The organism is Micromonospora sp. NPDC005257 (genome assembly GCF_042872445.1).
Taxonomy (GTDB): domain Bacteria; phylum Actinomycetota; class Actinomycetes; order Mycobacteriales; family Micromonosporaceae; genus Micromonospora.
Map to the genome: position 1 here is coordinate 70,712 of NZ_JBIAKL010000017.1, position 23,554 is coordinate 94,265.

The 23,554-nt window shown below is 73.5% G+C and carries 26 protein-coding genes and 1 riboswitch; of the genes, 15 read left to right on the top strand and 11 right to left on the bottom strand.

Annotated elements, in window-relative coordinates; genetic code table 11:
• Positions 1-50 precede the first annotated feature (50 nt).
• Positions 51-1,220 (top strand): acyltransferase, encoded by a 1,170-nt coding sequence (locus ACFYO8_RS27780; RefSeq protein WP_387190235.1) that lies wholly within the window; start codon positions 51-53, stop codon positions 1,218-1,220.
• A gap of 22 nt (positions 1,221-1,242) precedes the next feature.
• On the opposite strand, the gene ACFYO8_RS27785 is transcribed toward ACFYO8_RS27780, so the two are convergent.
• A complete protein-coding gene (locus ACFYO8_RS27785) occupies positions 1,243-2,001 on the bottom strand; it encodes a DUF4097 family beta strand repeat-containing protein (protein WP_354873821.1) in 759 nt (252 codons plus the stop codon).
• A gap of 213 nt (positions 2,002-2,214) precedes the next feature.
• Here ACFYO8_RS27785 and recO point away from each other — a divergent pair, with 213 nt between their 5' ends.
• From recO to ACFYO8_RS27805, 4 genes are all read left to right on the top strand, one after another.
• The gene (recO, locus tag ACFYO8_RS27790) at positions 2,215-3,090 is read left to right on the top strand and encodes a DNA repair protein RecO (protein WP_354873819.1); all 876 of its coding nucleotides are present in this window, start codon (positions 2,215-2,217) and stop codon (positions 3,088-3,090) included.
• A 32-nt stretch (positions 3,091-3,122) separates the two neighbouring features.
• Positions 3,123-3,899, top strand: a complete 777-nt coding sequence (locus ACFYO8_RS27795; protein ID WP_387190282.1) for an isoprenyl transferase — start codon at positions 3,123-3,125, stop codon at positions 3,897-3,899.
• A gap of 67 nt (positions 3,900-3,966) precedes the next feature.
• Complete coding sequence (locus ACFYO8_RS27800) at positions 3,967-4,152, top strand: hypothetical protein (protein WP_073831832.1); 186 nt, start codon at positions 3,967-3,969, stop codon at positions 4,150-4,152.
• 121 nt (positions 4,153-4,273) lie between these two features.
• Positions 4,274-4,498 (top strand): thioredoxin reductase, encoded by a 225-nt coding sequence (locus ACFYO8_RS27805; protein ID WP_354873817.1) that lies wholly within the window; start codon positions 4,274-4,276, stop codon positions 4,496-4,498.
• 27 nt (positions 4,499-4,525) lie between these two features.
• On the opposite strand, the gene gndA is transcribed toward ACFYO8_RS27805, so the two are convergent.
• A complete protein-coding gene (gene gndA / locus ACFYO8_RS27810; RefSeq protein WP_354873815.1) occupies positions 4,526-5,968 on the bottom strand; it encodes an NADP-dependent phosphogluconate dehydrogenase in 1,443 nt (480 codons plus the stop codon).
• A gap of 341 nt (positions 5,969-6,309) precedes the next feature.
• On the opposite strand from gndA, the gene ACFYO8_RS27815 reads away from it, so the two are divergent.
• On the top strand, positions 6,310-6,633 hold the full coding sequence (locus ACFYO8_RS27815) for a hypothetical protein (RefSeq protein ID WP_357711199.1): 324 nt from the start codon (positions 6,310-6,312) through the stop codon (positions 6,631-6,633).
• A 117-nt stretch (positions 6,634-6,750) separates the two neighbouring features.
• Here ACFYO8_RS27815 and ACFYO8_RS27820 read toward each other — a convergent pair whose 3' ends face one another.
• The 3 genes from ACFYO8_RS27820 to ACFYO8_RS27830 all read right to left on the bottom strand — a co-directional run bounded on the left by ACFYO8_RS27820 (position 6,751) and on the right by ACFYO8_RS27830 (position 9,684).
• Positions 6,751-7,551 (bottom strand): energy-coupling factor transporter transmembrane component T, encoded by an 801-nt coding sequence (locus ACFYO8_RS27820; protein ID WP_354873811.1) that lies wholly within the window; start codon positions 7,549-7,551, stop codon positions 6,751-6,753.
• The gene (locus ACFYO8_RS27825; protein WP_354873809.1) at positions 7,548-8,981 is read right to left on the bottom strand and encodes an ABC transporter ATP-binding protein; all 1,434 of its coding nucleotides are present in this window, start codon (positions 8,979-8,981) and stop codon (positions 7,548-7,550) included. Before ACFYO8_RS27825 ends, ACFYO8_RS27820 begins: the two co-directional genes overlap by 4 nt.
• 112 nt (positions 8,982-9,093) lie before the next feature.
• Positions 9,094-9,684, bottom strand: a complete 591-nt coding sequence (locus ACFYO8_RS27830) for an ECF transporter S component (protein ID WP_354873807.1) — start codon at positions 9,682-9,684, stop codon at positions 9,094-9,096.
• Between the two features lie 75 nt (positions 9,685-9,759).
• Positions 9,760-9,866: riboswitch (TPP riboswitch) on the bottom strand.
• Positions 9,867-9,942: 76 nt separating this feature from the next.
• Here ACFYO8_RS27830 and ACFYO8_RS27835 point away from each other — a divergent pair.
• From ACFYO8_RS27835 to ACFYO8_RS27850, 4 genes are all read left to right on the top strand, one after another.
• Positions 9,943-10,779 (top strand): alpha/beta hydrolase, encoded by an 837-nt coding sequence (locus ACFYO8_RS27835; protein ID WP_354873805.1) that lies wholly within the window; start codon positions 9,943-9,945, stop codon positions 10,777-10,779.
• Positions 10,776-11,525, top strand: coding sequence for an SIS domain-containing protein (locus tag ACFYO8_RS27840; protein WP_354873803.1), 750 nt, complete (start codon positions 10,776-10,778; stop codon positions 11,523-11,525). Before ACFYO8_RS27835 ends, ACFYO8_RS27840 begins: the two co-directional genes overlap by 4 nt.
• A 91-nt stretch (positions 11,526-11,616) precedes the next feature.
• Positions 11,617-12,117 (top strand): DUF6328 family protein, encoded by a 501-nt coding sequence (locus tag ACFYO8_RS27845; protein ID WP_354873801.1) that lies wholly within the window; start codon positions 11,617-11,619, stop codon positions 12,115-12,117.
• A 108-nt stretch (positions 12,118-12,225) separates the two neighbouring features.
• Positions 12,226-14,199, top strand: coding sequence for an acyl-CoA dehydrogenase family protein (locus tag ACFYO8_RS27850; protein WP_387257745.1), 1,974 nt, complete (start codon positions 12,226-12,228; stop codon positions 14,197-14,199).
• Positions 14,200-14,277: 78 nt separating this feature from the next.
• Here ACFYO8_RS27850 and ACFYO8_RS27855 read toward each other — a convergent pair whose 3' ends face one another.
• The 6 genes from ACFYO8_RS27855 to ACFYO8_RS27880 all read right to left on the bottom strand — a co-directional run bounded on the left by ACFYO8_RS27855 (position 14,278) and on the right by ACFYO8_RS27880 (position 18,212).
• Entirely contained in the window at positions 14,278-14,883 is a 606-nt protein-coding gene (locus ACFYO8_RS27855) for a hypothetical protein (RefSeq protein WP_354873797.1), read from the bottom strand.
• Between the two features lie 52 nt (positions 14,884-14,935).
• The gene (locus tag ACFYO8_RS27860) at positions 14,936-15,238 is read right to left on the bottom strand and encodes a metalloregulator ArsR/SmtB family transcription factor (protein ID WP_216928710.1); all 303 of its coding nucleotides are present in this window, start codon (positions 15,236-15,238) and stop codon (positions 14,936-14,938) included.
• 43 nt (positions 15,239-15,281) lie between these two features.
• Entirely contained in the window at positions 15,282-16,157 is an 876-nt protein-coding gene (locus ACFYO8_RS27865) for a metal ABC transporter permease (RefSeq protein ID WP_354873795.1), read from the bottom strand.
• A 1-nt stretch (position 16,158) separates the two neighbouring features.
• Positions 16,159-16,923 (bottom strand): metal ABC transporter ATP-binding protein, encoded by a 765-nt coding sequence (locus ACFYO8_RS27870; protein ID WP_354873793.1) that lies wholly within the window; start codon positions 16,921-16,923, stop codon positions 16,159-16,161.
• Positions 16,920-17,867 (bottom strand): metal ABC transporter substrate-binding protein, encoded by a 948-nt coding sequence (locus ACFYO8_RS27875; RefSeq protein WP_354873792.1) that lies wholly within the window; start codon positions 17,865-17,867, stop codon positions 16,920-16,922. The genes ACFYO8_RS27870 and ACFYO8_RS27875 overlap by 4 nt, the downstream gene beginning before the upstream one ends.
• Before the next feature lie 81 nt (positions 17,868-17,948).
• Positions 17,949-18,212 carry a DUF6703 family protein gene (locus tag ACFYO8_RS27880; protein ID WP_354873791.1) on the bottom strand — a complete coding sequence of 88 codons (264 nt, stop codon included), beginning with the start codon at positions 18,210-18,212 and terminating at the stop codon, positions 17,949-17,951.
• 27 nt (positions 18,213-18,239) lie between these two features.
• Here ACFYO8_RS27880 and ACFYO8_RS27885 point away from each other — a divergent pair, with 27 nt between their 5' ends.
• The 5 genes from ACFYO8_RS27885 (at position 18,240) to dusB (ending at position 23,425) form a co-directional block, all read left to right on the top strand.
• The gene (locus ACFYO8_RS27885; RefSeq protein WP_354873790.1) at positions 18,240-18,581 is read left to right on the top strand and encodes an antibiotic biosynthesis monooxygenase family protein; all 342 of its coding nucleotides are present in this window, start codon (positions 18,240-18,242) and stop codon (positions 18,579-18,581) included.
• 94 nt (positions 18,582-18,675) lie between these two features.
• Positions 18,676-19,149 (top strand): hypothetical protein, encoded by a 474-nt coding sequence (locus ACFYO8_RS27890; RefSeq protein ID WP_354873930.1) that lies wholly within the window; start codon positions 18,676-18,678, stop codon positions 19,147-19,149.
• A 113-nt stretch (positions 19,150-19,262) separates the two neighbouring features.
• Positions 19,263-20,642, top strand: coding sequence for a glycine--tRNA ligase (locus ACFYO8_RS27895; RefSeq protein ID WP_354873788.1), 1,380 nt, complete (start codon positions 19,263-19,265; stop codon positions 20,640-20,642).
• A gap of 157 nt (positions 20,643-20,799) precedes the next feature.
• Positions 20,800-22,224, top strand: a complete 1,425-nt coding sequence (locus tag ACFYO8_RS27900) for an MFS transporter (protein ID WP_354873786.1) — start codon at positions 20,800-20,802, stop codon at positions 22,222-22,224.
• Between the two features lie 37 nt (positions 22,225-22,261).
• A complete protein-coding gene (gene dusB, locus ACFYO8_RS27905; RefSeq protein WP_354873784.1) occupies positions 22,262-23,425 on the top strand; it encodes a tRNA dihydrouridine synthase DusB in 1,164 nt (387 codons plus the stop codon).
• The last annotated feature ends 129 nt before the right edge of the window (positions 23,426-23,554 follow it).

Genomic DNA, 23,554 nt, shown 5'->3' on the forward strand with positions numbered 1-23,554 from the left:
GGAGCAGGGTAGGGAGCATTGTCTCTGCCCCCGGACCCCGCCGCGAGCTGATGCGAAACCGCTATCTGGACCTGCTCCGCTTCCTGGCCATCCTGCGCGTCGTCACCTACCACGTCACCGGCTACGCCACGCTCACGCTGGTGTTCCCGGCCATGTCGGTGATGTTCGCCCTGGCCGGGTCGCTGATGGCGGCGTCACTCGACCGCAGCGGGGTGCGCGCGGTCGGCCGCCGGCTGCGCCGCCTCCTGCCGTCGCTGTGGGTGGTCGCCGCGGTCTTCGTACCGGCCATGCTGCTCACCGGGCTGACGTTCGGCCCGGAGGTGCTGCTCTGGCTCTTCCCGATCAGCGACCCGCCGGCCAACTACTGGGGCGGGCTGGCGCTCAGCCCGATCTGGTACCTGCGGGACTACCTGTGGTTCGTGCTCGCCTCGCCGCTGGTGCTCTGGCTGTTCCGCCGGGCGCCGCTGCCCACGCTCGCCGCCCCGTACCTGCTGCTGATCGCGATCCAGGCCGGCGTCCTGGCGAACCCGCACACGGTGCTGCGCGAATTCGGCCTCTATTTCGGCGCCTGGCTGCTCGGCTTCGCCCACCACGACGGGCTGCTGCGCCGGATGCGCAACCGGGTGCTGCTGCCGGTGGCCGCCGTGGTCGGCGCCGCCGGGCTGGCCTGGATCGTCACCCACCCGGGCCCGCGCGGGTACGACATCAACGACCTTCCGCTCGGCAACGCGCTCTGGTCGGCCGCGTTCATCCTGGTGGCGATCGGCCGGGCGCCGGTCGGGGTGACCTGGGTCGACCGCGTGCCGGCGTTCGGCCGGGCGGTCACTGTGGTGAACCGGCGCGCGTTGACCGTCTACCTGTGGCACATGCCGTTCGTGGTGGCGCTCACCCCGCTGGTCGGCCTGGTCGGCTGGTCGCCGCGCGACCCGGTCGGCCTGTGGCTGCGGGTGGGGCTGGTCTTCGCCCTCGTCGGCGTGGTGACGCTGATGGTCGGCTGGGTCGAGGACGTGGCGGCCCGGCGTACCCCGGAACTGATCCCCGGCAAGCCGCGGCGGACCGTGGCCGACCGGGCGGCGGCCGCTCCGGCCGGCCCGGCCCCCGCCGGGGCGCAGGACGCGCTGGTGAGCGCCGGGGCCCGGGTGCCGGCGCAGCGCCGCGCGGCCGAGGATCCCGGCCGCGACGACGCGGCCCCGGCGTCCCGGCGGAACGCGCCCGGCTGAGCCACGACGGAGCGCCGCCCGCTCAGCGGGTGCTGACCGTGACGTTGCCGCTGGTGGCGGACGCTTCGAGCTGCACCGAGGCGGTCGGGTCGTCGGTGACGCGCACGTCGGTGTCCCCGGACGTCGCGGTGGCGCGTACCCGGTAGCGGCCCGCTGGTACGGCCAGGTCGACGTCTCCGCTCGTGGCGTGCACCCGGGCCGGAGCCGGCTGGTCCAGCTCGACGACGATGTTGCCGGACGTGGTCTCCGCGTCGATCGCGGAGGCGAGCCGGCGGGCCTCGATGTCGCCCGACCGGGCCCGCAGCCGCACCGGGCCGGCCGCCTCGACGACCCGGATGTTGCCCGACGTGGTGGACGCGCGGACCTCGCCGGTGGCGCCCCTGACGGTCAGGTCGCCGGAGCTGAGCGTGAACTCGACGGCGCCGACGTCGGTGAGGTCGACGTTGCCCGAGCCGGTGCCGCCGCGTACCACCACGCCGGGCGGCGCGGTCACCTCCCAGGAGATGCTGCACCGGTGCCCGCAGTCGGTGGGCAGGACGAGTTCGTCACCCTTGATCTCGTACCGGCTGGTCGGCTCGTCGCCCTGGTAGCGGACCACGCGCTTGACGCGTACCTGGTCGGCGGGGCCGTTGGCCCGGACCACCACGTCGCCGGCGCCGTCGTCGTCCACGGTGATCCGGGTGATCTTCGTTCGCTCGGTGTGGTCGTAGTCGAGCCGGCGGAACGAGAGGGTGTCACACCCGGCGAGCACGATGAGAGCGGTGGCCGCGGTGGCGGCCACCACCCCGCGTGGCCGGAAAACCGTGCGCGGCCCGAAAACCGTGCGCGGCCCGAAAACCGTGCGCGGCCCGAAAACCGTGCGCGGCCGGAGAGCGGTGCGGAGCGAAGCCATGGCCAGCACACTAGGACCGGCCGGACGCCCGGCACATCGGGGATCGCCCGACGGTCCACCCCGAGCCGACCCTGAGATCGCACCCGGAGGGAGAATGGCCTGATGGCCGGGTACCGCCGACAGCTCTACCGCGACGACGCGGTGGTGCTGCGTGTGCAGAAGCTGGGCGAGTCCGACCGGATCATCACGCTGTTCACGCGCCGGCACGGGCGGCTGCGCGCGGTGGCCCGGGGCGTGCGGCGCACCATGAGCCGCTTCGGCGCCCGGCTGGAGCCGTTCGGGCACGTCGACCTCCAGCTCGCCGGTGACCCCAAGGGCAACCAGGGCAGCTCGCTGCACACCGTCAGCCAGGTCGAGGCGATCGAGCTGTACGGCAAGCGGTTCCTCGGCGACTACCCCCGCTACACGGCGGCCAGCGCGATCGCCGAGACCGCCGAGCGGCTCACCCCGGTCGAGCGGGAGCCCTCGCTGCGGCTGTTCCAGCTCACCCTCGGCGCGATGAAGTCACTGGCCCGCGGCGAGCACGCCACCACGCTCGTGCTCGACGCGTACCTGCTGCGCGGCATGGCGTTCGCCGGCTGGGCGCCGGCGCTCGCCGCCTGCGCGGTCTGCGGCGAGCCGGGCCGGCACCGCGCGTTCTCCGTACCGGCCGGCGGCGCCGTCTGCCCGGACTGCCGGCCTCCCGGCGCGGCTCACCCCGCCCCGGCCACGCTGGAGCTGATGTCCGCGCTGACCTCCGGCGACTGGGGGTACGCCGACGCGGCCGGGACCGGCGTACGCCGGGAGTGCAGCGGACTGGTCGCGGCGCACCTCCAGTGGCATCTGGAGCGCGCGCTACGCTCGCTGCCGCTGGTCGACCGGGGCGCCCCGGCGTCCGGCGCGGTCCCGCCGCCCGGCGGCGCGGGGCCGGATGTGGTCCCGCCGCCGCGCTCCGGCGCCGGGCCCGTCGCCGGTGTGAACAGGGAGATGACCGAGTGATCCGATCGACGAGGGCGACCCGCCGCGAGCCGGTGCCGCCGACCCCGCACCCCTCCGGCGCCCGTCCGCCGGCGCTGCCGCCCGCCGCGGTGCCCCGGCACGTCGCCATCGTGATGGACGGCAACGGCCGCTGGGCCAAGGAGCGCGGGCTGCCCCGCACCAAGGGGCACGAGCAGGGCGAGCACAGCCTGTTCGACACCGTCGAGGGCGCGATCGAGATGGGCATTCCCTACCTGTCGGCGTACGCGTTCTCCACCGAGAACTGGCGGCGTTCGCCGGACGAGGTCCGCTTCCTGATGGGCTTCAACCGCGACGTCATCCGCCGCCGCCGCGACCAGCTCGTCGACCTGGGCGTACGGGTGGTCTGGTCGGGCCGCGCGGGCCGGCTATGGAAGAGCGTCATCTCCGAGCTGCAGACCGCCGAGGAGATGTCCCGCGGCAACTCGACGCTGACGCTGCAGTTCTGCGTCAACTACGGCGGCCAGGCCGAGATCGCCGACGCGGCCGCCGGGATCGCCCGTGACGTCGCCGCGGGCAGGCTCGACCCGGCCAAGGTGAACGAGAAGACGCTCGCGCGCTACCTCTACCACCCCGAGGTGCCCGAGGTCGACCTGTTCCTGCGCCCCTCCGGCGAGCAGCGCATCTCCAACTTCCTGCTCTGGCAGACCGCGTACGCCGAGCTGGTCTACCTGGACACGCTCTGGCCCGACTTCGACCGCCGCCACCTCTGGTACGCCTGCGAGCTGTACGCCCAGCGCGACCGTCGCTTCGGTGGCGCCCTGCCCAACCCGGTCGCCCCGGGCGCCTGACGTCACGCTTACCGACGCGCCGAGCTGGGTACCTCTACCGGTAGACGACAACGCGGAGGTGAACCACATGATTCAGAAGCGGATCGCGCAGTGGGCGGTCATGGCGGTCGCCGTGCCGCTGGCGGCGGCCGGCGCGCGCCGGCTCAGCCACACCCTGGAGGCCCGTCGCGGCCCGTCCGGGGTGAGCCGTCTGCTGACCAAGGGCGCCGACCTGGTCCGGCCGCAGAAGGCCAAGCGTCGCCGGTTCTTCTGACCGCGACGTCCGGCCCGACCGGAACGCCCCGCATCCGGCTTTCCGGCCGGGCGCGGGGCGTTCCGCTCTACGATCGGCGCAGGGCGCGCCGCCGGGTGCGCGCCCGCCACGGGGGTGGAGGATGCGCGATCTCCGGTACGAGATGACTGCTGCCCTGGCCGCCGCCGACCTGGTGGAGGCGACCCGCCGGGACGCGGTCGCCGCGTTGTGCGCCGACGTCGCGCAGCGGTGGTGCGCCGAGATGGGGCACACTCCCGCGGTCCGCTCCGGCGAGATCGGCGAGCTGGCCACGGGTGAGCCGGCCGCCGGCTGGGTGCCCGACCCGGACGGTCAGCGGGCCTGGTGAACCGCCCGGCAGGACTGCCCGTGGGGCTCACGCCTCCACTTCGGAGCGGTCTCCCGCCCAGCGGGTGTGGAACGAGCCGTCCCGGTCCACCCGGTGGTAGGTGTGCGCGCCGAAGTTGTCCCGCAGCCCCTGGATCAGCGCGGCCGGCAACCGCTGCGCCCGCAGCGCGTCGAAGTAGGCCAGCGACGAACCGAAGGCCGGGGCCGGCACGCCCGCCCGGGCCGCGTCGGCCACCACCCGTCGCCAGGCCGGTACGCCGTCGCTGACCCGCTCGGCGAACCAGGGCGCGACGAGCAGCGTGGACAGGTCCGGCTCGGCGTCGTACGCCTCCCGGATCCGGTCCAGGAAACCGGCCCGGATGATGCAGCCGCCCCGCCAGATGGTGGCCGTGCCGCCCAGGTCGATGTCCCAGTCGTACTCCCGGCTGCCGGCCCGGATGTGGTCGAAGCCCTGCGCGTACGCGACGATCTTGCTGGCCAGCAGCGCGCGGCGCACGTCCTCGACGAACGTCTCCCGGTCGTCCACCTGCCACTTGTCGCCCGCGTCGGCGAACACGCGACGCGCGGCCTCCCGCTGGTCGGCGTGGCCGGACAGCGACCGGGCGAACGTGGCCTCGGCGATGCCGGTGATCGGGATGCCGAGGTCGAGCGCGCTCTGCACGGTCCAGCGGCCGGTGCCCTTCTGCTCGGCCTGGTCGAGCACCACGTCCACGAACGCCTGGCCGGTGGCCGCGTCGGTGTGGCCGAGCACGTCGGCGGTGATCTCGATGAGGAACGACCCCAGCTCGCCGCCGTTCCACTCCCGGAAGATCTCCGCGATCTCCGCCGGGCTCGCCGACAGCCCGGCCCGCAACAGGTCGTACGCCTCGGCGATGAGCTGCATGTCGGCGTACTCGATGCCGTTGTGCACCATCTTCACGAAGTGGCCCGCGCCGTCCGGCCCGATGTGCCGGCAGCAGGGCTCGCCGTCCACCTGCGCGGCGATCCGCTCGAAGATCGGCCCCAGCTTGCGGTACGACTCGGCCGACCCGCCGGGCATGATGCTCGGACCGAGCAGCGCGCCCTCCTCGCCGCCGGACACGCCGGTGCCGACGAAGTGCAGGCCGTGCTCGCGCAGCGCCTCCTCCCGGCGGCGGGTGTCGGCGAAGTGCGCGTTGCCGCAGTCGACGACGATGTCCCCCTCCTCCAGCAGCGGGACCAGATCGTCGATCACCGCGTCGGTGGGTGCGCCGGCCTTGACCATCACGATCACCGCGCGGGGCCGCTCCAGCGAGGCGACGAAGTCCGCGAGCGACTCCGACGGCACGAACGTGCCCTCGTCGGCGTGCTCGGCGACCAGGCTGCGGGTGCGCTCCGGCGACCGGTTGTGCACCGCCACGGCGAAGCCGTTGCGGGCCAGGTTCCGGGCCAGGTTGCGGCCCATCACCGCCAGACCGGTGACTCCGATCTGCGCCGTCGCCTGCTCTGCCATGCGTACCGCCACCTCTCGTTGGTGCTGCCGTGCTGCGACCGTATCGCGGTCGCCGGGGCAGCGGCCCGGGACATGGACAGCGCGTGACGGTCGGGTGGCTGTGCGTTTGGCGGTAATTCGGGTGCGCGGCGTCCGCCAGCGGGATAGCTTTGCGTCATGCGTAAGTGACGCCCCACCTCCGAGCCCGGTCCACCGCCGCCAGTGCCGTGGACACGTCCTGCTCCGGGCGTCCGCATCCCTTCCCCGCCACCGTCGGTAGCGGTGTCCGCCGTGGTCGCACGCACCGGAGTCCTCGCTCGGCGCGTCCCGGTCGACGCGCCCGTACGACAGGAGGCCCGCGAATGCCCGCGAAGCGCAATCCGAAGAGGTCCCGCAAGCAGTCCGCGCCGCAGGTGACCCCGCCGAAGCTCGACGCGCTCACCGTGGCACCGCCCACGGTGGTGCTCCCGGCCGAGCCGGTGACGCCCACCGTGTCTCCGGATGCGGTGTCGCCGGCCCTGGCCACGCCGACGGTGTCGCCCTCGGAGTCTCTGGAGACGCCGGCCCTGCCGGGCGCATCCGCGACGCCGCCCAGATCGGGCCCACCAGCAGGGCGGCAGGCCCGGTTCACCGGGCGCAGCCAGCGTGCCGGCCAGACCCGGTTCTACGCCTTCCGCCGCAGCTGACCGACAGCTCCGCCCTCGGCCAGGCCCTCAGCCCTGGTTGATCATGAAGTTGGCGGCGACAAAACGGGCAACCGGTGCCGTCAACTTCATGATCAACAGGGCGGAGGGTGAGGGGGGTCAGCCGATCAAGGGGCGGAAGGTGCCCAGGGTGATGCTTGTCGCAAGGGCGCCGGCCGCCAGCAGCGCGGCGCCCGCGACGAGCAGGGCGTCGGCGCGGGTGAAGCGCTGCAGGCGGGCCACGGTACGCGGGGTGCCCGCGTCGAAGCCGCGGGCGTCCATCGCCACGGCCAGCCGCGTACCGCGCCGGATCGCGCCGACAAGCAGCGTGAACGCGGTGGACCCGAACAGCCGCAGCTTGGCCACCGGGTTGCGGCCGGCGTCCACGCCGCGGGCCCGGCGGGCCATGCTGATCATCCGCCACTCCTGCTCCAGCAGCGGCACCATCCGGAACGCGGCCAGCGCCCCGATGGCGAACCGGGCGGGCGTCTTCGCGTTCTGGATCAGCGCGTCGGCCAGATCGGTGGGGTCGGTGGTGGCGAAGACGAGGATGCCGGGCAGGGCCACCGCGAGCATTCGCAGCACCAACCCGAGCGCGGTCATCAGCACGCCCTGGGTGACCAGGATCGGCCCGGCCTGGAGCAGTACCGGGCCGGAGCGGTCGGCCGCGAAGAGCGTGAGCGTGACGAGGATGCCGACGGCGGCGGCGAGCAGCGGCCAGGCCCGGTGGGCCAGCACCCGGTAGCGGACGCCGAACAGCGGCAGCACCGCGAGTTCGACGGCGATGGCGACGGCCGGGGCCACCGGATCGAGCGTCGCCACCAGGATCAGCGTGAAGACCATCGCGGCGGCCAGTTTCGCCACCGGATTGCGCCGGGCCAGCGGGGCGCCCGGCGCGGCGACCGGTTCGAGGTCGATCACGGGACCACCCCGCCGGGGGAGCGGTCCACTGAGAGCGTCCGGTCGGCCAGCGCGGCCACGAAGTCCTCGTCGTGGGTCACCGCGACCACGCCGTGTCCGGCGTCGCGCAGTTCGGCCAGCAGGCCGACCAGCTCCAGCCAGGTGCGCCGGTCCTGGCCGAACGTGGGTTCGTCGCAGATCAGCAGGCGGGGCGCGGTGGCCAGGGCCGTCGCCACGCTCAGCCGCCGCGCCTCCCCACCGGAGAGGGTGTACGGGTTGGCGCCGGCCAGCTTGTCCAGCCGCAGCCGGTGCAGCAACGCGTCCACGGTGGCGGTCACCGCCGCCTCGGACTGACCGGTTCGGCGCGGCCCGAGCGCCAGTTCGTCGCGGACGGTGGCGCTGACGAACTGGTGCTCCGGGTCCTGGAACACCGAGCCGATCCGGCGCACCAGAGCGGGCGCCCGCCAGCGGTGCGGGGGAGTGCGCGCGTCCCGCCCGGCCAGCTCGGCGGACGCGGTGACGGCGCCGGTCCCGGGGCGGAGCAGGCCGCCCAGGAGCAGCGCCAGCGTGGACTTGCCCGCCCCGTTGGGGCCGAGGACGGCGAGCGCCTCGCCGGCGCGTACCCGAAGATCGGTGGGGTTCAGCCGGGGTGGCAGGCCGAGCCGGTCGGCGGTGAGCAGCACGTCGCCGGGCGGCGTGGTGGCGTGCCGGGGCGGCGCGACGTGGCCGGGCACCCAGACCCCGGCGGCGGCCAGCGCGTCGCCGTGCGCGGCGAAGACCACCTCGGGTGGCCCGTCGGCGCGTACCCCGCCGCCGGGTTCCAGCACCACCACCCGGTCGACCAGCGGCAGCGCCTCGGTGATCCGGTGCTCGACCAGGATCATCGTGGTGTCCGGGTCGAGCGCGTTCGCGACGGCGCGGCGGATCAGGGCGGCGCCGCCCGGGTCGAGGTTGGCGGTGGGCTCGTCCAGCAGGAGCAGGCCGGGGCGGAGCGCGAGCGTGCCGGCCAGCGCCAGCCGCTGCTGCTCGCCGCCGCTGAGCGCGGCGGTCGGGCGGTCCCGGGGGTACGGGAAGCCGACCCGGTGCAGCGCCTCGTCGACGCGGGGCCAGATCTCGTCGGCCGGCACGCCCCGGTTCTCCAGCCCGAACGCGACGTCGTCGCCGGAGCGGGCCATCACGAGCTGGGTCTGCGGGTCCTGGAACAGGATGCCGACGCGCTCGCGGGCCTTGCGCGGATCCAGCCCGTCGATCTCGACGGTGCCCTCCTGCTCGCCGGAGTCCTCCGGCAGCAGCCCGGCGAGCGCGGCCAGCAAGGTGCTCTTGCCGGCTCCCGAGGGTCCGAGCAGCAGCACCCGCTCCCCGCTCTCCACCCGCAGATCCACCCCGCGCAGAGCCCACCGCTTGCGTCCCCCGTGCCGCCACCCGAACCCCCGCAGCACCACAGCGCTCACCGCGTCCCCCTCTCCGCTCTCCAGCCTGGGTGATCAAGGAGTTCGCGTCCGGAAAACCGTGCCCGGCGGACGCAAACTCCTTGATCGCCGGGGCGGGGCGGGGCGGGGCGGGCTAGACCAGGGCGCGGTCTCGGCCGGCGGGGAAGCGGTCCAGCACGCCGGTGTTCGCCAGCGCGCGGGTGAGGACGTGCGCGCCCAGGCCGGCGACGATCGTGGCGCTGACGATCGTGATCAGCGCGTACGGGAGGCGGTAGGAGGCGAAGTCGTACGCCTTGTTCCAGTAGACGAAGTCGAAGATCGCCGCACCGAGACCGGTCAGCGCACCGGCCAGCACCGCCACCGGCAGGCGGAACGAGCGGTACCGGAACGCGGCGAAGGCCAGCTCGGCGCCGATGCCCTGCATCAGGCCCTGGAGGATCACGATGCCCGCCCACTGGCTGCCCAGCAGGGCGGAGACGATCGCGGCAACCGTCTCGCAGTAGAGCGCGGCGCCCGGCTTGCGGATGATCAGGCCGGCGAGCACCGCCGGGATCAGCCACACGCCGTAGAGCACGGCCTGCGCCGGCGGGAAGAACGCGAACGCCGCGTCGGTGGCGCTCCAGAGCAGGCCCCAGGCCCAGAACACGACGCCGAAGGCGACGGCGATGACCGAGGCGACGACGATGTCGACGGTACGCCAGCGGTTGCTGTCGGTGTGGTTCACGGTTGGCTCCCAGTTCGTCGAGGTGAACCAGGAGAAGACGCACGCCGCGCCCGGTGGTCACCGGACGGCGACGCGGCTGGAGGTCGACCGAACTCCCTGCGCTGGCATTACCCAGATCAGGTTCGAGGGTCTGCGGGCACCGGCCCGCACTCTCAGCGCTGTGCGCTCCCCTGTCGGATGTGAAGTTGTCTCGTCGCAGACGCTAGCACCGACGACGGGCCCCGGCCCAGCAGGACGAGTGTCGGTATGGTGGCGATCATGCTGGTGGATGCGCGAGGACTGACGTTCGAGGTACGCGCCGGCGGCCCCGAGGACGGCGACCCGGTCCTGTTGCTGCACGGCTTCCCGCAGCACTCGGGCGAGTGGGACGCGGTCACGCCCGCGCTGCACGCCGCCGGGCTGCGCACGTACGCGCTCGACCAGCGCGGCTACTCGCCCGGCGCCCGTCCGGCCGGCGTCGGGGCGTACCGGATTCCGGAGCTGGTGGCCGACGCGGCGGCGGTGCTCGACGTGCTCGGGGTGAGCCGCGCGCACCTGGTCGGCCACGACTGGGGCGCGATCGTCGCCTGGGGCCTGGCGGCGGCGCGCCCGGAGCGGGTGCGGACGCTCACCGCGGTGTCGGTGCCGCACCCGGTCGCGATGGGGCACGCGCTCGCCACCGACGCGCGGCAGAAGGCCAAGTCCGCCTACATCACGTTGTTCCGCAAGCCCGGTACGGCGGAGAAGGTGCTGCTGGCGTGGAACGCCGCAGTGCTGCGCAAGATGCTCGGCGGGGTGGGCGACGCCGCCGCGGTGGCCCGGTACGCCGAGCCGATGCGCGAGCCGGGGGCGTTGACGGCGGCGCTGAACTGGTACCGCGCGATGACCGGGACGGACATGAAGGCGGTCGCCCCGGTCGGGGTACCCACCACGTTCGTCTGGAGCGACAAGGACGTGGCGATCGGCCGGACGGCCGCGCAGGCCTGCGCCGCGCACGTCACCGGCGACTACCGCTTCGTGACGCTGCCCGGCGTCAGCCACTGGATTCCGGACGAGGCGCCCGGCCCGCTGGCCGAGGCGATCCTCGCCCGGTGCCGAGGAACGGAGGCGGCATGACGGTGAGCGCCGAGGCTTACCTGGCGGTGGTGACCGAGACGATCGGCCGGGTCGCCGCCGAGCAGCGGGGCAACGTGGCCGCCGCGGCCGACCTGATCGCGGCGGCGCTGGGCGCCGACGGTGTGGTGCACGCGTTCGGCACCGGGCACTCCGAGGCGCTGGCCATGGAGATCGCCGGGCGGGCCGGCGGCCTGGTGCCCACCAACCGGATCGCGTTGCGTGACCTGGTGCTGGTCGGCGGCGACCCGGCCGACGTGCTCGGGCCGAAGCTGGAACGCGACCCGGCGGTGGCGCACCGCCTCTACGAGCTGGCGCCGATCCGGCCGCAGGACGTGTTCGTGCTGGCCTCGAACTCCGGCGTGAACGGGGCGATGGTCGAGTTCGCGTCCATCGTGAAGGAGCGCGGGCACGGCCTGGTGGCGATCACCTCGGCGCAGCACTCGGCCCGGATGACCTCGCGGCACCCGTCCGGCCGCAAGCTGGCCGAATTCGCCGACGTGGTGCTTGACAACGGCGCCCCGTACGGCGACGCTACGTTGCCGTTACCCGGTGGCGGCGCGGTCGGCGCGGTCTCCTCGATCACCGCCGCGCTGCTCGCCCAGCAGATCGTCGCCGAGGTGGTGGCCCGGCTGGTAGCGGCGGGGCAGCGCCCGCCGGTCTACCTGTCCGCGAACATCACCGGCGGCGACGAGCACAACGCCGAGTTGGAAGCCCGGTACGCGGGCCGGATCCGCCGGGGTTCCTGAGCCGGTTTCGTGATCATCCGGACGGGGCACAGGCGGTGCTGCCGGTGGGTGTTCATCCGCCGGCCGTGCCGTCTCCCGGGGAGGTCCGCGAGTGTCGAAGGAATCCGAGAAGCAGCGCTGGCAGCGCAACTTCGCCGACCTGTTGCAGGAGCTGCGGGTCGCGCAGACCGGTGTGCAGATCCTCTTCGCCTTCCTGCTGACGTTGCCGTTCAGCAACGGGTTCGGCCGGACCACCGAGTTCCAGCGCGACATCTACATCCTGGCGCTGCTGACCGCCGCCGCGTCCGCCGCGATGATCATCTCCCCGGTCGCGTTCCACCGGGCACTGTTCCGGCAGGGGCGTAAGCCGGAGCTGGTCCGGTTCGCCCACCGGATGGCCACCGGCGGCCTGTTCTTCATGCTGATCGCGATGGTCAGCTCGGTCCTGCTGGTCACCGACTTCGTGCTGGACCGGCCGATCGCGTTCCTGCTCAGCGCGCTCACCGGCCTGTGGTTCCTGCTCTTCTGGGCCGTCCTGCCGTTCAGCCGGCGCAACTGGGGTGACGACGACATCGACGACGAGGACGACAGCCCGCAGTCGCTCACGGACTGACCGTCCCGCCAAATCGGACGTGCACACAGCGCTACCCCTGGGTAACACCCGGGGGTAGCGTCGTTTCGTCGAACGCGTCGACGCAGCCGGACCGACGAGGAGGCAGCCGTGACCACGACAGAGAACAGCCGGCCCGAGTCACCCGACGGCGCGGGGCCGCTGCCCAGCGAAGCGGGCCGGGTCTCCGAGAAGGAGGCCCGCCAGGTCGCCGAGGCAGCCCGCGAGTCGGCGTGGGACCGGCCCAGCTTCGGCAAGGAGCTGTTCCTCGGCCGGTTCCGGCTCGACCTGATCGACCCGTGGCCCCGCCCTGACCCGGCGGACGTGGCCCGCGCGGACGAGTTCCTCGGCGCGCTGCGCGCGTACCTGACGTCCGAGGTGGACGGTGCGGCGATCGAGCGGGACGCGCACATCCCCGACGAGGTGTTCCACGGCCTGGCCGGGCTCGGCGCGTTCGGCATGAAGATCGACCGCAAGCATGGCGGGCTCGGGCTGAGCAATCTGCACTACTGCCGGGCGCTGATGCTCGTCGGCTCGGTGAACCCGGCGGTCAGCGCGCTGCTCTCCGCACACCAGTCGATCGGCGTGCCACAGCCGCTGAAGATGTTCGGCACGCCCGAGCAGAAGGAACGGTTCCTGCCCCGGCTCGCCGCCGGTGAGGTCTCCGCGTTCCTGCTCACCGAGCCGGACGTCGGCTCCGACCCGGCCCGGCTCGCCACCACCGCCGAGCCGACGGCGGACGGCACCGGCTACCGGCTCAACGGGGTGAAGCTCTGGGCTACGAACGGCACGCTCGCCACCCTGCTCGTGGTGGTGGCCCGGGTGCCTGCCGGCGAGGGGCGGCGCGCCGGCATCACCGCGTTCGTGGTCGAGGGCGACAGCGACGGCATCACTGTGGAACGGCGCAACTCCTTCGTCGGGCTGCGCGGCCTGGAGAACAGCCTCACCCGGTTCCACGACGTGTTCGTGCCCAAGGAGAACGTGATCGGCGGCGAGGGCAAGGGCCTCAAGATCGCGCTGACCACGTTGAACACCGGCCGGCTCTCGCTGCCGGCCATGTGCGTGGGCGCCGGCAAGTGGGCGCTCAACGTGGCCCGGGAGTGGGCGGCGGACCGGGTCCAGTGGGGCCGCCCGGTGGGCGAGCACGAGGCGGTGGCGAAGAAGCTCTCCTTCATCGCCGCCACCACGTACGGCATGGAGTCGATGCTCGACCTGTCCTGCATGCTCGCCGACGACGACCGCAACGACATCCGGATCGAGGCGGCGCTGGTCAAGCTCTACGCCAGCGAGATGGCCTGGCGGATCGCCGACGAGCTGATCCAGATCCGCGGCGGCCGCGGCTACGAGACGGCCGACTCGCTGGCCGCCCGGGGGGAACGGGCGGCCGCCGTCGAGCAGCTCCTGCGCGACCTGCGGATCAACCGGATCTTCGAGGGCTCTACCGAGATCATGCACCTGCTGATCGCCCGCGAGGCGGTCGACGCGCACCTGTCGGTGGCGGGCGACATCATCGATCCCGACGCCGGCCTGGGCCGCAAGGCCAAGGCGGGCGCGCGGGCCGGCGCCTTCTACGCGAAGTGGCTGCCCACGCTGGCCGTCGGCAAGGGGCAGACGCCCGGGGCGTACCAGGAGTACGGGCCGCTGGCCGGGCACCTGCGCCACGTCGAGCGGACCTCCCGCAAGCTGGCTCGGTCGACGTTCTACGCGATGTCCCGCTGGCAGGGAAAGATGGAGCGCAAGCAGGCGTTCCTCGGTCGGGTGGTGGACATCGGCGCGGAGCTGTTCGCGATGAGCGCGGTCTGCGTCCGGGCCTACGCCGAGCGCGACGCGCACCCGGAGAACGTCGAGCTGGCCGACCTGTTCTGCCGGCAGGCGCGGCTGCGCGTCGACGAGCTGTTCACCGGCCTGTGGTCGAACACCGACTCGGTCGACGTGGCCGCCGCCAAGCGCATCGTCGCCGGCCGGTACGCCTCGCTGGAGGACGGCGTCGTCACCCCGCCGGCCGACCTGCCCTGGGTGGCCCGCTGGGAACCCGGCCCGTCGGCTGCCGAGGACGTCCGCCGCCGCATCCCGCCCACCGGCTGACCGAACCGCCCGGCGGCCGTGCCACCCGGTCGGCCGCCGGGTGCGGACGCCGGGCCCGCGCGGACCGGGCGGCACACCTCACCGGCCGCCGCGCAGCCCCAGTTCGCGCAGCTCCAGCGCGGCGAGCGCGTCGACAGTCGCGTCGTCACCGCGCCGCCACGCCTCGGCGACGTCGGGCGCGATCCGGGTCAGCTTCGACAGCGGCTGACCGGCCAGCGCGCGCAGCGCCAGCAGGTCCCGGCCGGCCGGGACGCCGGCCAGGGCCTTCGCCGCGCCGGCCCGTCGCATCCAGCGCAGACGCAGTGGCAGCCAGCCGAACAGCACCAGGCCGAGCGGGAACACCAGCACCGCGATGGTCAGCCCGAGCGCGAGCTGCCCGACCAGCTCCTGCTGGTCGCGGCCGGCCTCGGCGACCGTGCGGGCGGCGTCGGCGGCCCGGGTGAACGGCGCGGTCAGCTCGTCGCCGACGATCGGCACCCGGCCGACCTTGCCGCCGACGTCGGCCAGGTTGTCGGCGAGTCCACCACCGGCCCCCTCCAGCTTCTGCCCGGGTACGGCGAGCTTCTCGACCACGTCGTGCAGCCACAACGCGAAGCGGATCGCCGCGTACACCCAGAAGACAACGAGCAGGTCGGTGAGGAACTGGCGGACGGCGGTGGGAAAACGGTCGGCGTAGATCTTCACGCCGGACAGCGTCCCACGGCGCGGGCGTGTCGGCACCTGGCCGATTTCCCGCTCAGTGCGACCCTTCGCCGGCGTGACTGACCGCGTCCGCCACGATGTGCGCGACATGGTCGTCGACAAGCGCGTACGCGATCTCCCGGCCGCGCCGCGACCCGCGCACCACGCCCGCGCCGCGCAGCACCCGCAGGTGCTGGGAGACCAGCGGCTGCGGGGCGCCGAGCTTCTCGACCAGCTCGTGCACGCAGCGCTCGCCCGCGGCCAGCTCGCTGACGATCGCGAGCCGGATCGGGGCCGAGAGCGCGCGCAGCAGGTCACCCGCACCCTCGAAGGCGTCGTACCCGTTCGTGCCGGTCACCCTGTAACGGTAACCAACACCGGCTGCGCCGACGGGCAGGGCCTCATCCCAGCAGCACCTCGTGCTCGGCCGGCTCGGGCGGCGGCGTGGACCGGTCGGCCCGGACCCGCCGCCGCAGCGCCCGCAGACCGGCCGCGGCGAGCGCGACCAGCAGGAACGAGCCGATCGCCACGAGCACCACCGACGCGCCGGGCGCGGTGTTGGCGGTCGCCGCCACCCAGACCCCGGTGCCGGCGGCGAACAGGCCCAGCGCCATGGCCGCCGTCATGGTGGACCGGAAGCCCCGGGTCACCTGCTGCGCTGTGGCCACCGGCACGACCATCAGCGCGCTGATCAGCAGCACTCCGACCGCCCGCATGGCGATGGTCACGGTGACCGCGGTGCCGACCGCGATGACCAGGTTCAGCGTCCGCACCGGCAGACCGGACACGCGCGCGTACTCCTCGTCGTGGCAGACCGCGAACAGCGCCGGGCGCAGCACCAGCATGGTCACCAGCAGGACCGCGCCGAGCACGCAGATGGTGACCAGGTCGCTCCGGGAGGTGGTGGTCAGCGACCCGAACAGGTACGCGTTGAGCGACCCGCTGCTGGCGTCGGAGAGCCCGACCAGCATCACGCCGCCGGCGATGCCGCCGTAGAACAGCAACGCCAGCGCGAGGTCACCGGAGGTGCGCCCGTACGCGCGGACCAGCTCGATCACCACCGCGCCGAGCGTCGCCGCGATCACCGCCACCAGCACGGGGGAGTGGTTGAGCAGCAGTCCCGCGCCGACGCCGGTGAGCGCCACGTGCCCGAGCCCGTCGCCGATCAACGCCAGCCGGCGCTGCACCAGGTAGATGCCGAGCGCCGGGGCGGCCAGCCCGATGATCAACGCGCCGGCCAGGGCGCGGAGCATGAAGTCGTACTGGAAGAGATCCATCTCAGATGCCTGTCCAGAGCCGGGCGGGCTCCTCGTCGCAGTGCGGGTGCACGTGCTCGTGGTCCGGGTCGGCGTGGTGACCGGCCGGTTCCGGCACCGCGCCGTCGTGCGCGATGCCGCCCTGGTGCACCACCACGGCCCGGCTGATCAGCGGGCGCAGCGGGCCCAGCTCGTGCGCGACCAGCAGCACCGTGCCGCCGCCGTCGCGGAATCCGCGCAGCGCCTCGGCGAACGCCTCCTGGCTGGCCGCGTCCACCCCGGCGGTCGGCTCGTCGAGCACCAGCAGCTCCGGCCCGCCGGCCAGTGCCCGGGCGATCAGGGTGCGCTGCTGCTGGCCGCCGGAGAGCGTGGACACCGGGTCACCGGCCCGGTCGGCGAGCCCGACCGCGTCCAGCGCCGCCGTCACCGCCTCCCGGTCCGCGCGCCCGGCGGGCCGCAGGACGCCCCGGCGGGCCAGCCGCCCGGACGCCACCACCTCGCGCACCGTCGCGGGCACTCCGCTGCCCGCGCCGGGCCGCTGCGGCACGTACCCGATGCGGTGCCACTGCCGGAAGCGGCGCCGCGGCGTGCCGAAGAGGGCGACCGACCCGGCACCGACCGGCACCAGGCCGAGCGCGGCGCGCACGAGCGTCGACTTGCCGGAGCCGTTGGCGCCGAGCACGGCGACCACCTCTCCGGCGGTCACTGTCAACGAGACGTCACGAAGCACCGGGCGGCCGTCGTAGCCGACCGTGGCGTGCGCGATCTCGATCACGGGTGGGGTCATGAGCAGTCCAGGGCGGTTCGCAGGGTCTGCAGGTTGGCGCGCATCGCGGAGAGGTAGTCGCCCTCGGCGGGCGGGCCCTCCAGCGGGTCCAGCATCGCGGTCTTCGCCCCGACCTCGCGCGCGATGGTCTCGGCGACCTTCGGGCTGACCCGGCTCTCGAAGAAGATCGTCCCGGCCTGGTGCTCCCGGGCCTCCTTCGCGACCTCGGTGAGCCGCTGCGGGGACGGCTCGGTCTCCGGGGTGAGCCCGCTGATGCCGATCTGCTCCAGCCCGTAGCGCTCGGTCAGGTAGCCGAACGCGGCGTGGCTGGTCACCACCTCGCGGCGCTGGCAGGTGCGCAGGCCGTCGGCGTACTCGGTGTCCAGCTTCGTCAGCTCGGTGCGCAGCGCGCCGGCGCGGGCGGTGTAGTCGGCGGCGTGGTCCGGGTCGGCCCTGCCGAGGCGCTCGGCGAGCTTGTCGCCGATGGTGGCCAGCCGGGTCGGGTCGAGCCAGACGTGCGGGTCCCTGCCGCCGCCCTCGCCGGCGTGCCCGTCCTCGCCCTCGTGGTCGTGGTCGTGCCCACCGGCGGCGGCGTCCCGCAGCGGCGTCACGCCCGCCACGTCGAACGCGCGGTCACCGCCGTTCTGCTCCACGGCCTCGTCCACCGCCGCCTGGAAGCCGCTGAGGTAGACGACCACGTCGGCGTCGACGATCTGGCCGACCTGCCGTGGGTTGAGTTCCAGGTCGTGCGGCTCGGCGCCGGGCTTGGTCAGGTTGCTGACCGCGGCCGTGTCGCCGCCGATCCGCTCGGCGAGGAACTGGAGCGGGTAGAACGCGGCCACCACGCCCACCCTGCCCGGCTCGCTCGCGCCGCCCGTGCCGTCCGCGCAGGCCGTCAGGCCGGCGGCGGCGAGCAGGGCGGTGGCGGCGGCGATCAGGGTACGGCGAGGTGCGCGAACGGTCATGGGCTCAACTGTCCGCGACAACGAAAACTATTGTCAAAAACGCATGATTGCATGTCAGTGCAGGTCAGCTCGGCTTCCGAGTCAGCCGACCATGAGCTTCGCCAGCGCCACCGCGATCAACAGGGTGAGCATCACCAGCCGGAGCAGCCGGGTCGCCGCGGCCTGCACCGGCCAGGTGACCGACATCAGCCAGACCAGCCCGCCGGCCAGCACCAGCAGCAGGACGCCGCCCGCCGGGCCGGGTGCGAAGAGGCCGACAAGCACCACGGCCAGCGCGGCCAGGAACACCGCCGTCGGGTTGAGCCGTGCCAACCGGGACAGGACGGGACTCTGCGTACGCTGCATGCCACAAACTCTACGAGGAGGAACCCCGTGCTGGTCACCAACCGCTTCGTGGTGGAAGCCGAAACGGTGGACGAGTTCACCCGTGCGGCGCACGCCGCGCTGGCCGCGCTCGCCGCCCGCCCCGGCTACCTGCGCGGCGAGCTGCTGCGGGCGCTCGACGACCCGGACCACTGGGTTCTGATCACCGAGTGGGAGTCGGTCGGGGCGTACCGGCGGGCGCTGGGCGGCTTCGACGTCAAGGTCACCGCCGTGCCGTTGCTCGCCCGGTCGGCGGACGAGCCGTCGGCGTACGAGACGCTCGCCAGCGCTGCCCCCGAGGGTGAGATCGTCGTCGTCGCCAGCGATCGTGCCGCAGGTCCGTACCGCTGAGTGCCGGGGCACTACCCTGGCGCGTATGACCGCTCCCGGACCGGCCGCGCCACCCCCGCCAGCAGTTCCGCCCGCGCCGCCGGCGGACCACGGGGTGCCCGCGCCGCCGCAGGGGCCCGGCGTCGCGCCGCCGTTCGCCGCCCCGCCCACCGAGGGCGGACGGACCCGGCTCTGGCTGGGTCTCGGCGCGGGCGCGCTGGCAGTGCTGATCTGCTGCGGTGGAGGCGGCGCGGCGGTGGTCGGTCTGGCGGTGAGCAACGTCCAGGCTATCGGCGAGCAGGGCCGGGCGGTCACGAACGACTACTACCAGGCGCTCGTGGCCCGGGAATGGTCCAAGGCGTACGACACGCTCTGCGAGGACATCCGGAAGCGCGAGCCCCGGCGCGAGTTCGAGCGGCGGGTGGCCGCCGAGCCGCAGATCTCCGGCTACCGGGTGGGCGAGGTCGACCTCGCCACGCTCACCGTGCCGGTGGACGTCACGCTCGCCGGGGGCCGGCGGGAGGCGCAGACCGTGACACTGGCGCCGGACCAGCAGACGGGCGGCGTGGAGGTCTGCGGGGTGGGCTGACCGGCCCCCGGTATTCTGCTGGGCTCGGGACGGACACGGTCGTACCGTTGTCCCGAACAGCCCGGTTCCATCCATCTCAACCGCGCCGACCGCCAGCCGGCGTAGGAGGAAACATGCCAGCCGACCGTATCGACGCCGTCACCAGCCTCGCCAAGCGCCGAGGCTTCGTCTTCCCCTCAAGCGAGATCTACGGGGGCACCCGGTCGGCGTGGGACTACGGTCCGCTCGGCGTCGAGCTGAAGGAGAACGTCCGCCGGCAGTGGTGGCGGACCATGGTGCAGCAGCGTGACGACGTCGTCGGCCTCGACTCGGCGGTCATCCTGGCCCGCAAGGTCTGGGAGGCCAGCGGCCACATCGCCGAGTTCGTCGACCCGCTGACCGAGTGCCAGTCCTGCCACAAGCGGTTCCGCGCCGACCACCTGGAAGAGGCGTACGAGGCCAAGCACGGCAAGCCGCTGACCTCGCTGACGGAGCTGAACTGCCCCAACTGCGGCAACAAGGGCACCTTCACCGAGCCGAAGATGTTCAACGGCCTGATGAAGACGTTCCTGGGCCCGGTGGAGAGCGACGAGGGCATGCACTACCTGCGCCCGGAGACCGCCCAGGGCATCTTCGTCAACTACAAGAACGTGGAGACGGTCGCCCGCAAGAAGCCGCCGTTCGGCATCGCGCAGACCGGCAAGTCGTTCCGCAACGAGATCACCCCCGGCAACTTCATCTTCCGGACCCGCGAGTTCGAGCAGATGGAGATGGAGTTCTTCGTCGAGCCGGGCACCGACGAGCAGTGGCACGAGTACTGGCTCTCCGAGCGCTGGAACTGGTACCTCGACCTGGGCCTGTCCGAGGAGAACCTGCGCTTCTACGAGCACCCCAAGGAGAAGCTCTCCCACTACTCGAAGCGCACCGTCGACATCGAGTACCGGTTCCAGTTCGGCGGCACCGACTTCGCCGAGCTGGAGGGCATCGCCAACCGCACCGACTTCGACCTGTCCACGCACAGCAAGCACTCCGGCGTCGACCTGTCGTACTTCGACCAGGGCAAGGGCGAGCGCTGGATGCCGTACGTGATCGAGCCGGCCGCCGGCCTCACCCGCGCGGTGCTGGCGTTCCTGCTCGAGGCGTACGACGAGGACGAGGCGCCGAACACCAAGGGCGGCGTGGACAAGCGCACGGTCATGCGCTTCGACCCGCGGCTGGCCCCGGTCAAGGTCGCGGTGCTGCCGCTGTCGCGCAACGAGGCGCTGTCGCCGAAGGCCAAGCAGCTCGCCGCCGACCTGCGCAAGCGCTGGGTGGTCGAGTTCGACGACTCGCAGGCGATCGGCCGCCGCTACCGCCGGCAGGACGAGATCGGCACGCCGTTCTGCGTCACGGTCGACTTCGACACGCTCGACGACAACGCCGTCACGGTCCGGAACCGGGACACCATGGCCCAGGAGCGCGTCTCGCTGGACCAGGTCGAGCGCTACCTGATCGAGCGCCTGCCCGGCTGCTGACGTCTCACCGAGAAGGGCGCCGTCGCCGACGGCGCCCTTCTCCGTGTCCACCGGGCCGGACGACGGGTCGACGTGTCTGAATCCCGCGAGCCGGGTGCCGTTATCCGGCGGGAGCGCCGGGGTAGGAGATCCCTCACCGGCAGCGGAGGGGGGCGAGATGCGGCAGGCAACCACCGGACCGTCCGCCACGCCGGCGCCCGCGGTGGTGGCGCATCGGTGGCCCACCGCCCTGGTCCTGGCCAGCGCCATGTTCCTGGTGTTGTTCGACAGCCTGGCGGTGGCCACCGCGCTGCCGCGCATCGGTGCCGAGTTCCACCTCGACCCGGGCCGCCTCCAGTGGGTCGTGACGCTGTACTCGCTGAGCATCGGCGGCCTGCTGCTGCTCGGGGGCCGGCTCTGCGACCTGTGGGGGCGACGCCGGCTGATCGTCGTCAGCCTCGCGCTGGCCACTCTCGGCTCGGCTCTGGCCGGGCTGGCGACCGCGCTGCCCCTGCTGCTGCTCGGCCGGGTGTTGCAGGGCGCCGGCGCGGCCCTCGCCATCCCGGCGACCCTGGCGTCGGCGGCCACGTACTTCCCCGACGAGCCGTGGCGCAGCCGGGTGTTCGCGGTCGTCGCCGCCGCCGCGAACACGGCCGGTCTGGCCGGGGCGATCGTCGGCGGCCTGATCACGTCACACCTCGGCTGGCGCTGGGTCTTCCTGGCCACCGTGCCGGTCGGACTGGTGGCGATGGTGGCGGCCCGGCTGCTGCTGCCGGCGAGCCGACCCGACCCGGGCGGCCGGCAGCGGCTGGACCTCGCCGGGGCGGTCCTCGCCACCGGCATGCTGCTCGCGCTGATCTTCGGCGCCAACCGGATCGCCGAGTCGGGTCCGGACCCGGTCGCGCTCGGCGCGGTCGCCGGTTCCCTGGTGCTGCTGTTCCTGCTGGTGCGCGTCGAGCGGCGGGTGGCCGACCCGCTGGTCCGGCCGTCCCTGCTCCGGTCGCGCCCGCTGGTCGCCGGTTGCCTCGCCTTCGCCGCCCACTCGGCCGCGTACGCGGTGGTGGTGGTCGTGGGCAGTCTCTACCTCCAGGAGGTCCACGGCCTGTCCCCGGCGGGCGCCGGGCTGGTGCTGGCCCCGGTGCTGCTCGGCGCGCTGGTCAGCGCCGCTCCGGCAGGCGCGCTGATCCGCAGGTTCGGCGCGCGGCGGGTCGTCGCGGTGGCGCTGGCCCTGTGCGCGGTCACGCTCGCACTGGTGGCGGTCAACGCGGGCGGTCCGCTGATCCTCGTCACGGCCGTCCTGGTCGCCTGGGGGCTCAGCGCCGGTCCGATCTACGTCGGGCTGACCCGGGTGTGTGTCGGCGACGCGCCGCCGAGCGACCAGGGAACGGCCTCGGCGGTGTTCGAGTCGACCACCCACGTGGCCGGGGCGATCTCCGTGGCGGTCTTCCTCACGCTGCTCGCCGCCGGGGTCGGCTACGGCGTCGTGCAGTTCGTCGGCGCCGTCGCGGGCGGGCTGGGCGTCCTCGCGCTGCTGCTGATCATGCCGGCGGGGGAGCCCGGGACCACGCCGTCACCCGCGCCGCAGCGGGTGGCGGCCCGGTAGGCGTCGATACCCGGGAACCCCTCCCTACACTGGTCAGGTGACCGCTGCGACCCTGCCCGCGTTGACCATCGGCCCGCACCGGGTGTGGCCGCCGGTGGTGCTCGCGCCGATGGCCGGGATCACCAACGTCGGCTTCCGCCGGCTCTGCCGTGAGCAGGGCGGCGGCATCTACGTCTGCGAGATGATCACCACCCGGGCGCTGGTCGAGCGGAATCCGAAGACGCTGCGCATGATCGCCTTCGGCGCCGAGGAGCAGCCCCGCAGCCTCCAGCTCTACGGCACCGACCCGGAGATCACCGCCGCCGCCGTGCGGATCGTGGTCGAGCGCGACCTGGCCGACCACATCGACCTCAACTTCGGCTGCCCGGTGCCCAAGGTGACCCGCCGTGGCGGCGGCTCCGCCCTGCCGTGGCGCCGCCGGCTGTTCGCCCGGCTGGTCAAGGCCGCCGTGGACGCCGCGTCACCCGCCGGGGTGCCGGTCACCGTCAAGATGCGCAAGGGCATCGACGACGACCATCTGACGTACGTCGAGGCGGGGCTGGCGGCCCAGGACGCGGGCGTCGCGGCGGTCGCCCTGCACGGGCGTACGGCCGCGCAGCGCTACTCCGGCACCGCCGACTGGGACGCGATCGCCACGCTCAAGTCGGCGCTCGACGTGCCGGTGCTCGGCAACGGCGACATCTGGGAGGCCGACGACGCGCTGCGGATGGTCGCGCACACCGGCGTGGACGGCGTGGTGATCGGGCGGGGCTGCCTGGGCCGGCCGTGGCTGTTCGCCGACCTGGAGGCCGCGTTCCACGGGAGCAACGAGCGGCGGCTGCCCAGCCTCGGCGAGGTGGCGGTGACCATGCGCCGGCACGCCGAACTGCTGGTGGAGCAGTTCGTGGCGGGCGCCCGGAACCCGGCCCGGGGCGAGCGGGACGGCTGCACCGATTTCCGCAAGCACGTCGCCTGGTACCTGAAGGGCTTCCCGATCGGCAGCGAGCTGCGCCGCTCGCTCGCCATGATCGAGAGCCTGGCGCAGCTCGACGACCTGCTCGGCAAGCTCGACCCGGCCGTACCGTTCCCGGTGGAGAACCTCGGCCAGCCGCGCGGCCGCACCAACTCCCCGGGCAAGGTGTTCCTGCCCGACGGCTGGCTGGCCAGCCGCGACGACGACACCCCGCCGGACGGCGCCGAGCTGGACGACTCCGGCGGCTGACCCGGATACGCCGAAGGGCCCGACTCCCCGTAGCGGGTCGGGCCCTTCGTCATGTCGTTCGGTCAGGAGCTGTAGCCGCGGCTGGCGATCCAGCGGGCGAGCTCGTCCACGTCCATCCGGTAGGAGGCC

Excerpts from the sequence above, each read along its gene's own strand:
- ACFYO8_RS27780 (WP_387190235.1), top strand. The coding sequence starts at position 51 with ATGCGAAACCGCTATCTGGACCTGCTCCGCTTCCTGGCCATCCTGCGC.
- recO (WP_354873819.1), top strand. The coding sequence starts at position 2,215 with ATGGCCGGGTACCGCCGACAGCTCTACCGCGACGACGCGGTGGTGCTG.
- ACFYO8_RS27800 (WP_073831832.1), top strand. The coding sequence starts at position 3,967 with ATGATTCAGAAGCGGATCGCGCAGTGGGCGGTCATGGCGGTCGCCGTG.
- ACFYO8_RS27805 (WP_354873817.1), top strand. The coding sequence starts at position 4,274 with ATGCGCGATCTCCGGTACGAGATGACTGCTGCCCTGGCCGCCGCCGAC.
- gndA (WP_354873815.1), bottom strand. The coding sequence starts at position 5,968 with ATGGCAGAGCAGGCGACGGCGCAGATCGGAGTCACCGGTCTGGCGGTG.
- ACFYO8_RS27815 (WP_357711199.1), top strand. The coding sequence starts at position 6,310 with ATGCCCGCGAAGCGCAATCCGAAGAGGTCCCGCAAGCAGTCCGCGCCG.
- ACFYO8_RS27835 (WP_354873805.1), top strand. The coding sequence starts at position 9,943 with ATGCTGGTGGATGCGCGAGGACTGACGTTCGAGGTACGCGCCGGCGGC.
- ACFYO8_RS27840 (WP_354873803.1), top strand. The coding sequence starts at position 10,776 with ATGACGGTGAGCGCCGAGGCTTACCTGGCGGTGGTGACCGAGACGATC.
- ACFYO8_RS27865 (WP_354873795.1), bottom strand. The coding sequence starts at position 16,157 with ATGGATCTCTTCCAGTACGACTTCATGCTCCGCGCCCTGGCCGGCGCG.
- ACFYO8_RS27870 (WP_354873793.1), bottom strand. The coding sequence starts at position 16,923 with ATGACCCCACCCGTGATCGAGATCGCGCACGCCACGGTCGGCTACGAC.
- ACFYO8_RS27875 (WP_354873792.1), bottom strand. The coding sequence starts at position 17,867 with ATGACCGTTCGCGCACCTCGCCGTACCCTGATCGCCGCCGCCACCGCC.
- ACFYO8_RS27880 (WP_354873791.1), bottom strand. The coding sequence starts at position 18,212 with ATGCAGCGTACGCAGAGTCCCGTCCTGTCCCGGTTGGCACGGCTCAAC.
- ACFYO8_RS27895 (WP_354873788.1), top strand. The coding sequence starts at position 19,263 with ATGCCAGCCGACCGTATCGACGCCGTCACCAGCCTCGCCAAGCGCCGA.
- ACFYO8_RS27900 (WP_354873786.1), top strand. The coding sequence starts at position 20,800 with ATGCGGCAGGCAACCACCGGACCGTCCGCCACGCCGGCGCCCGCGGTG.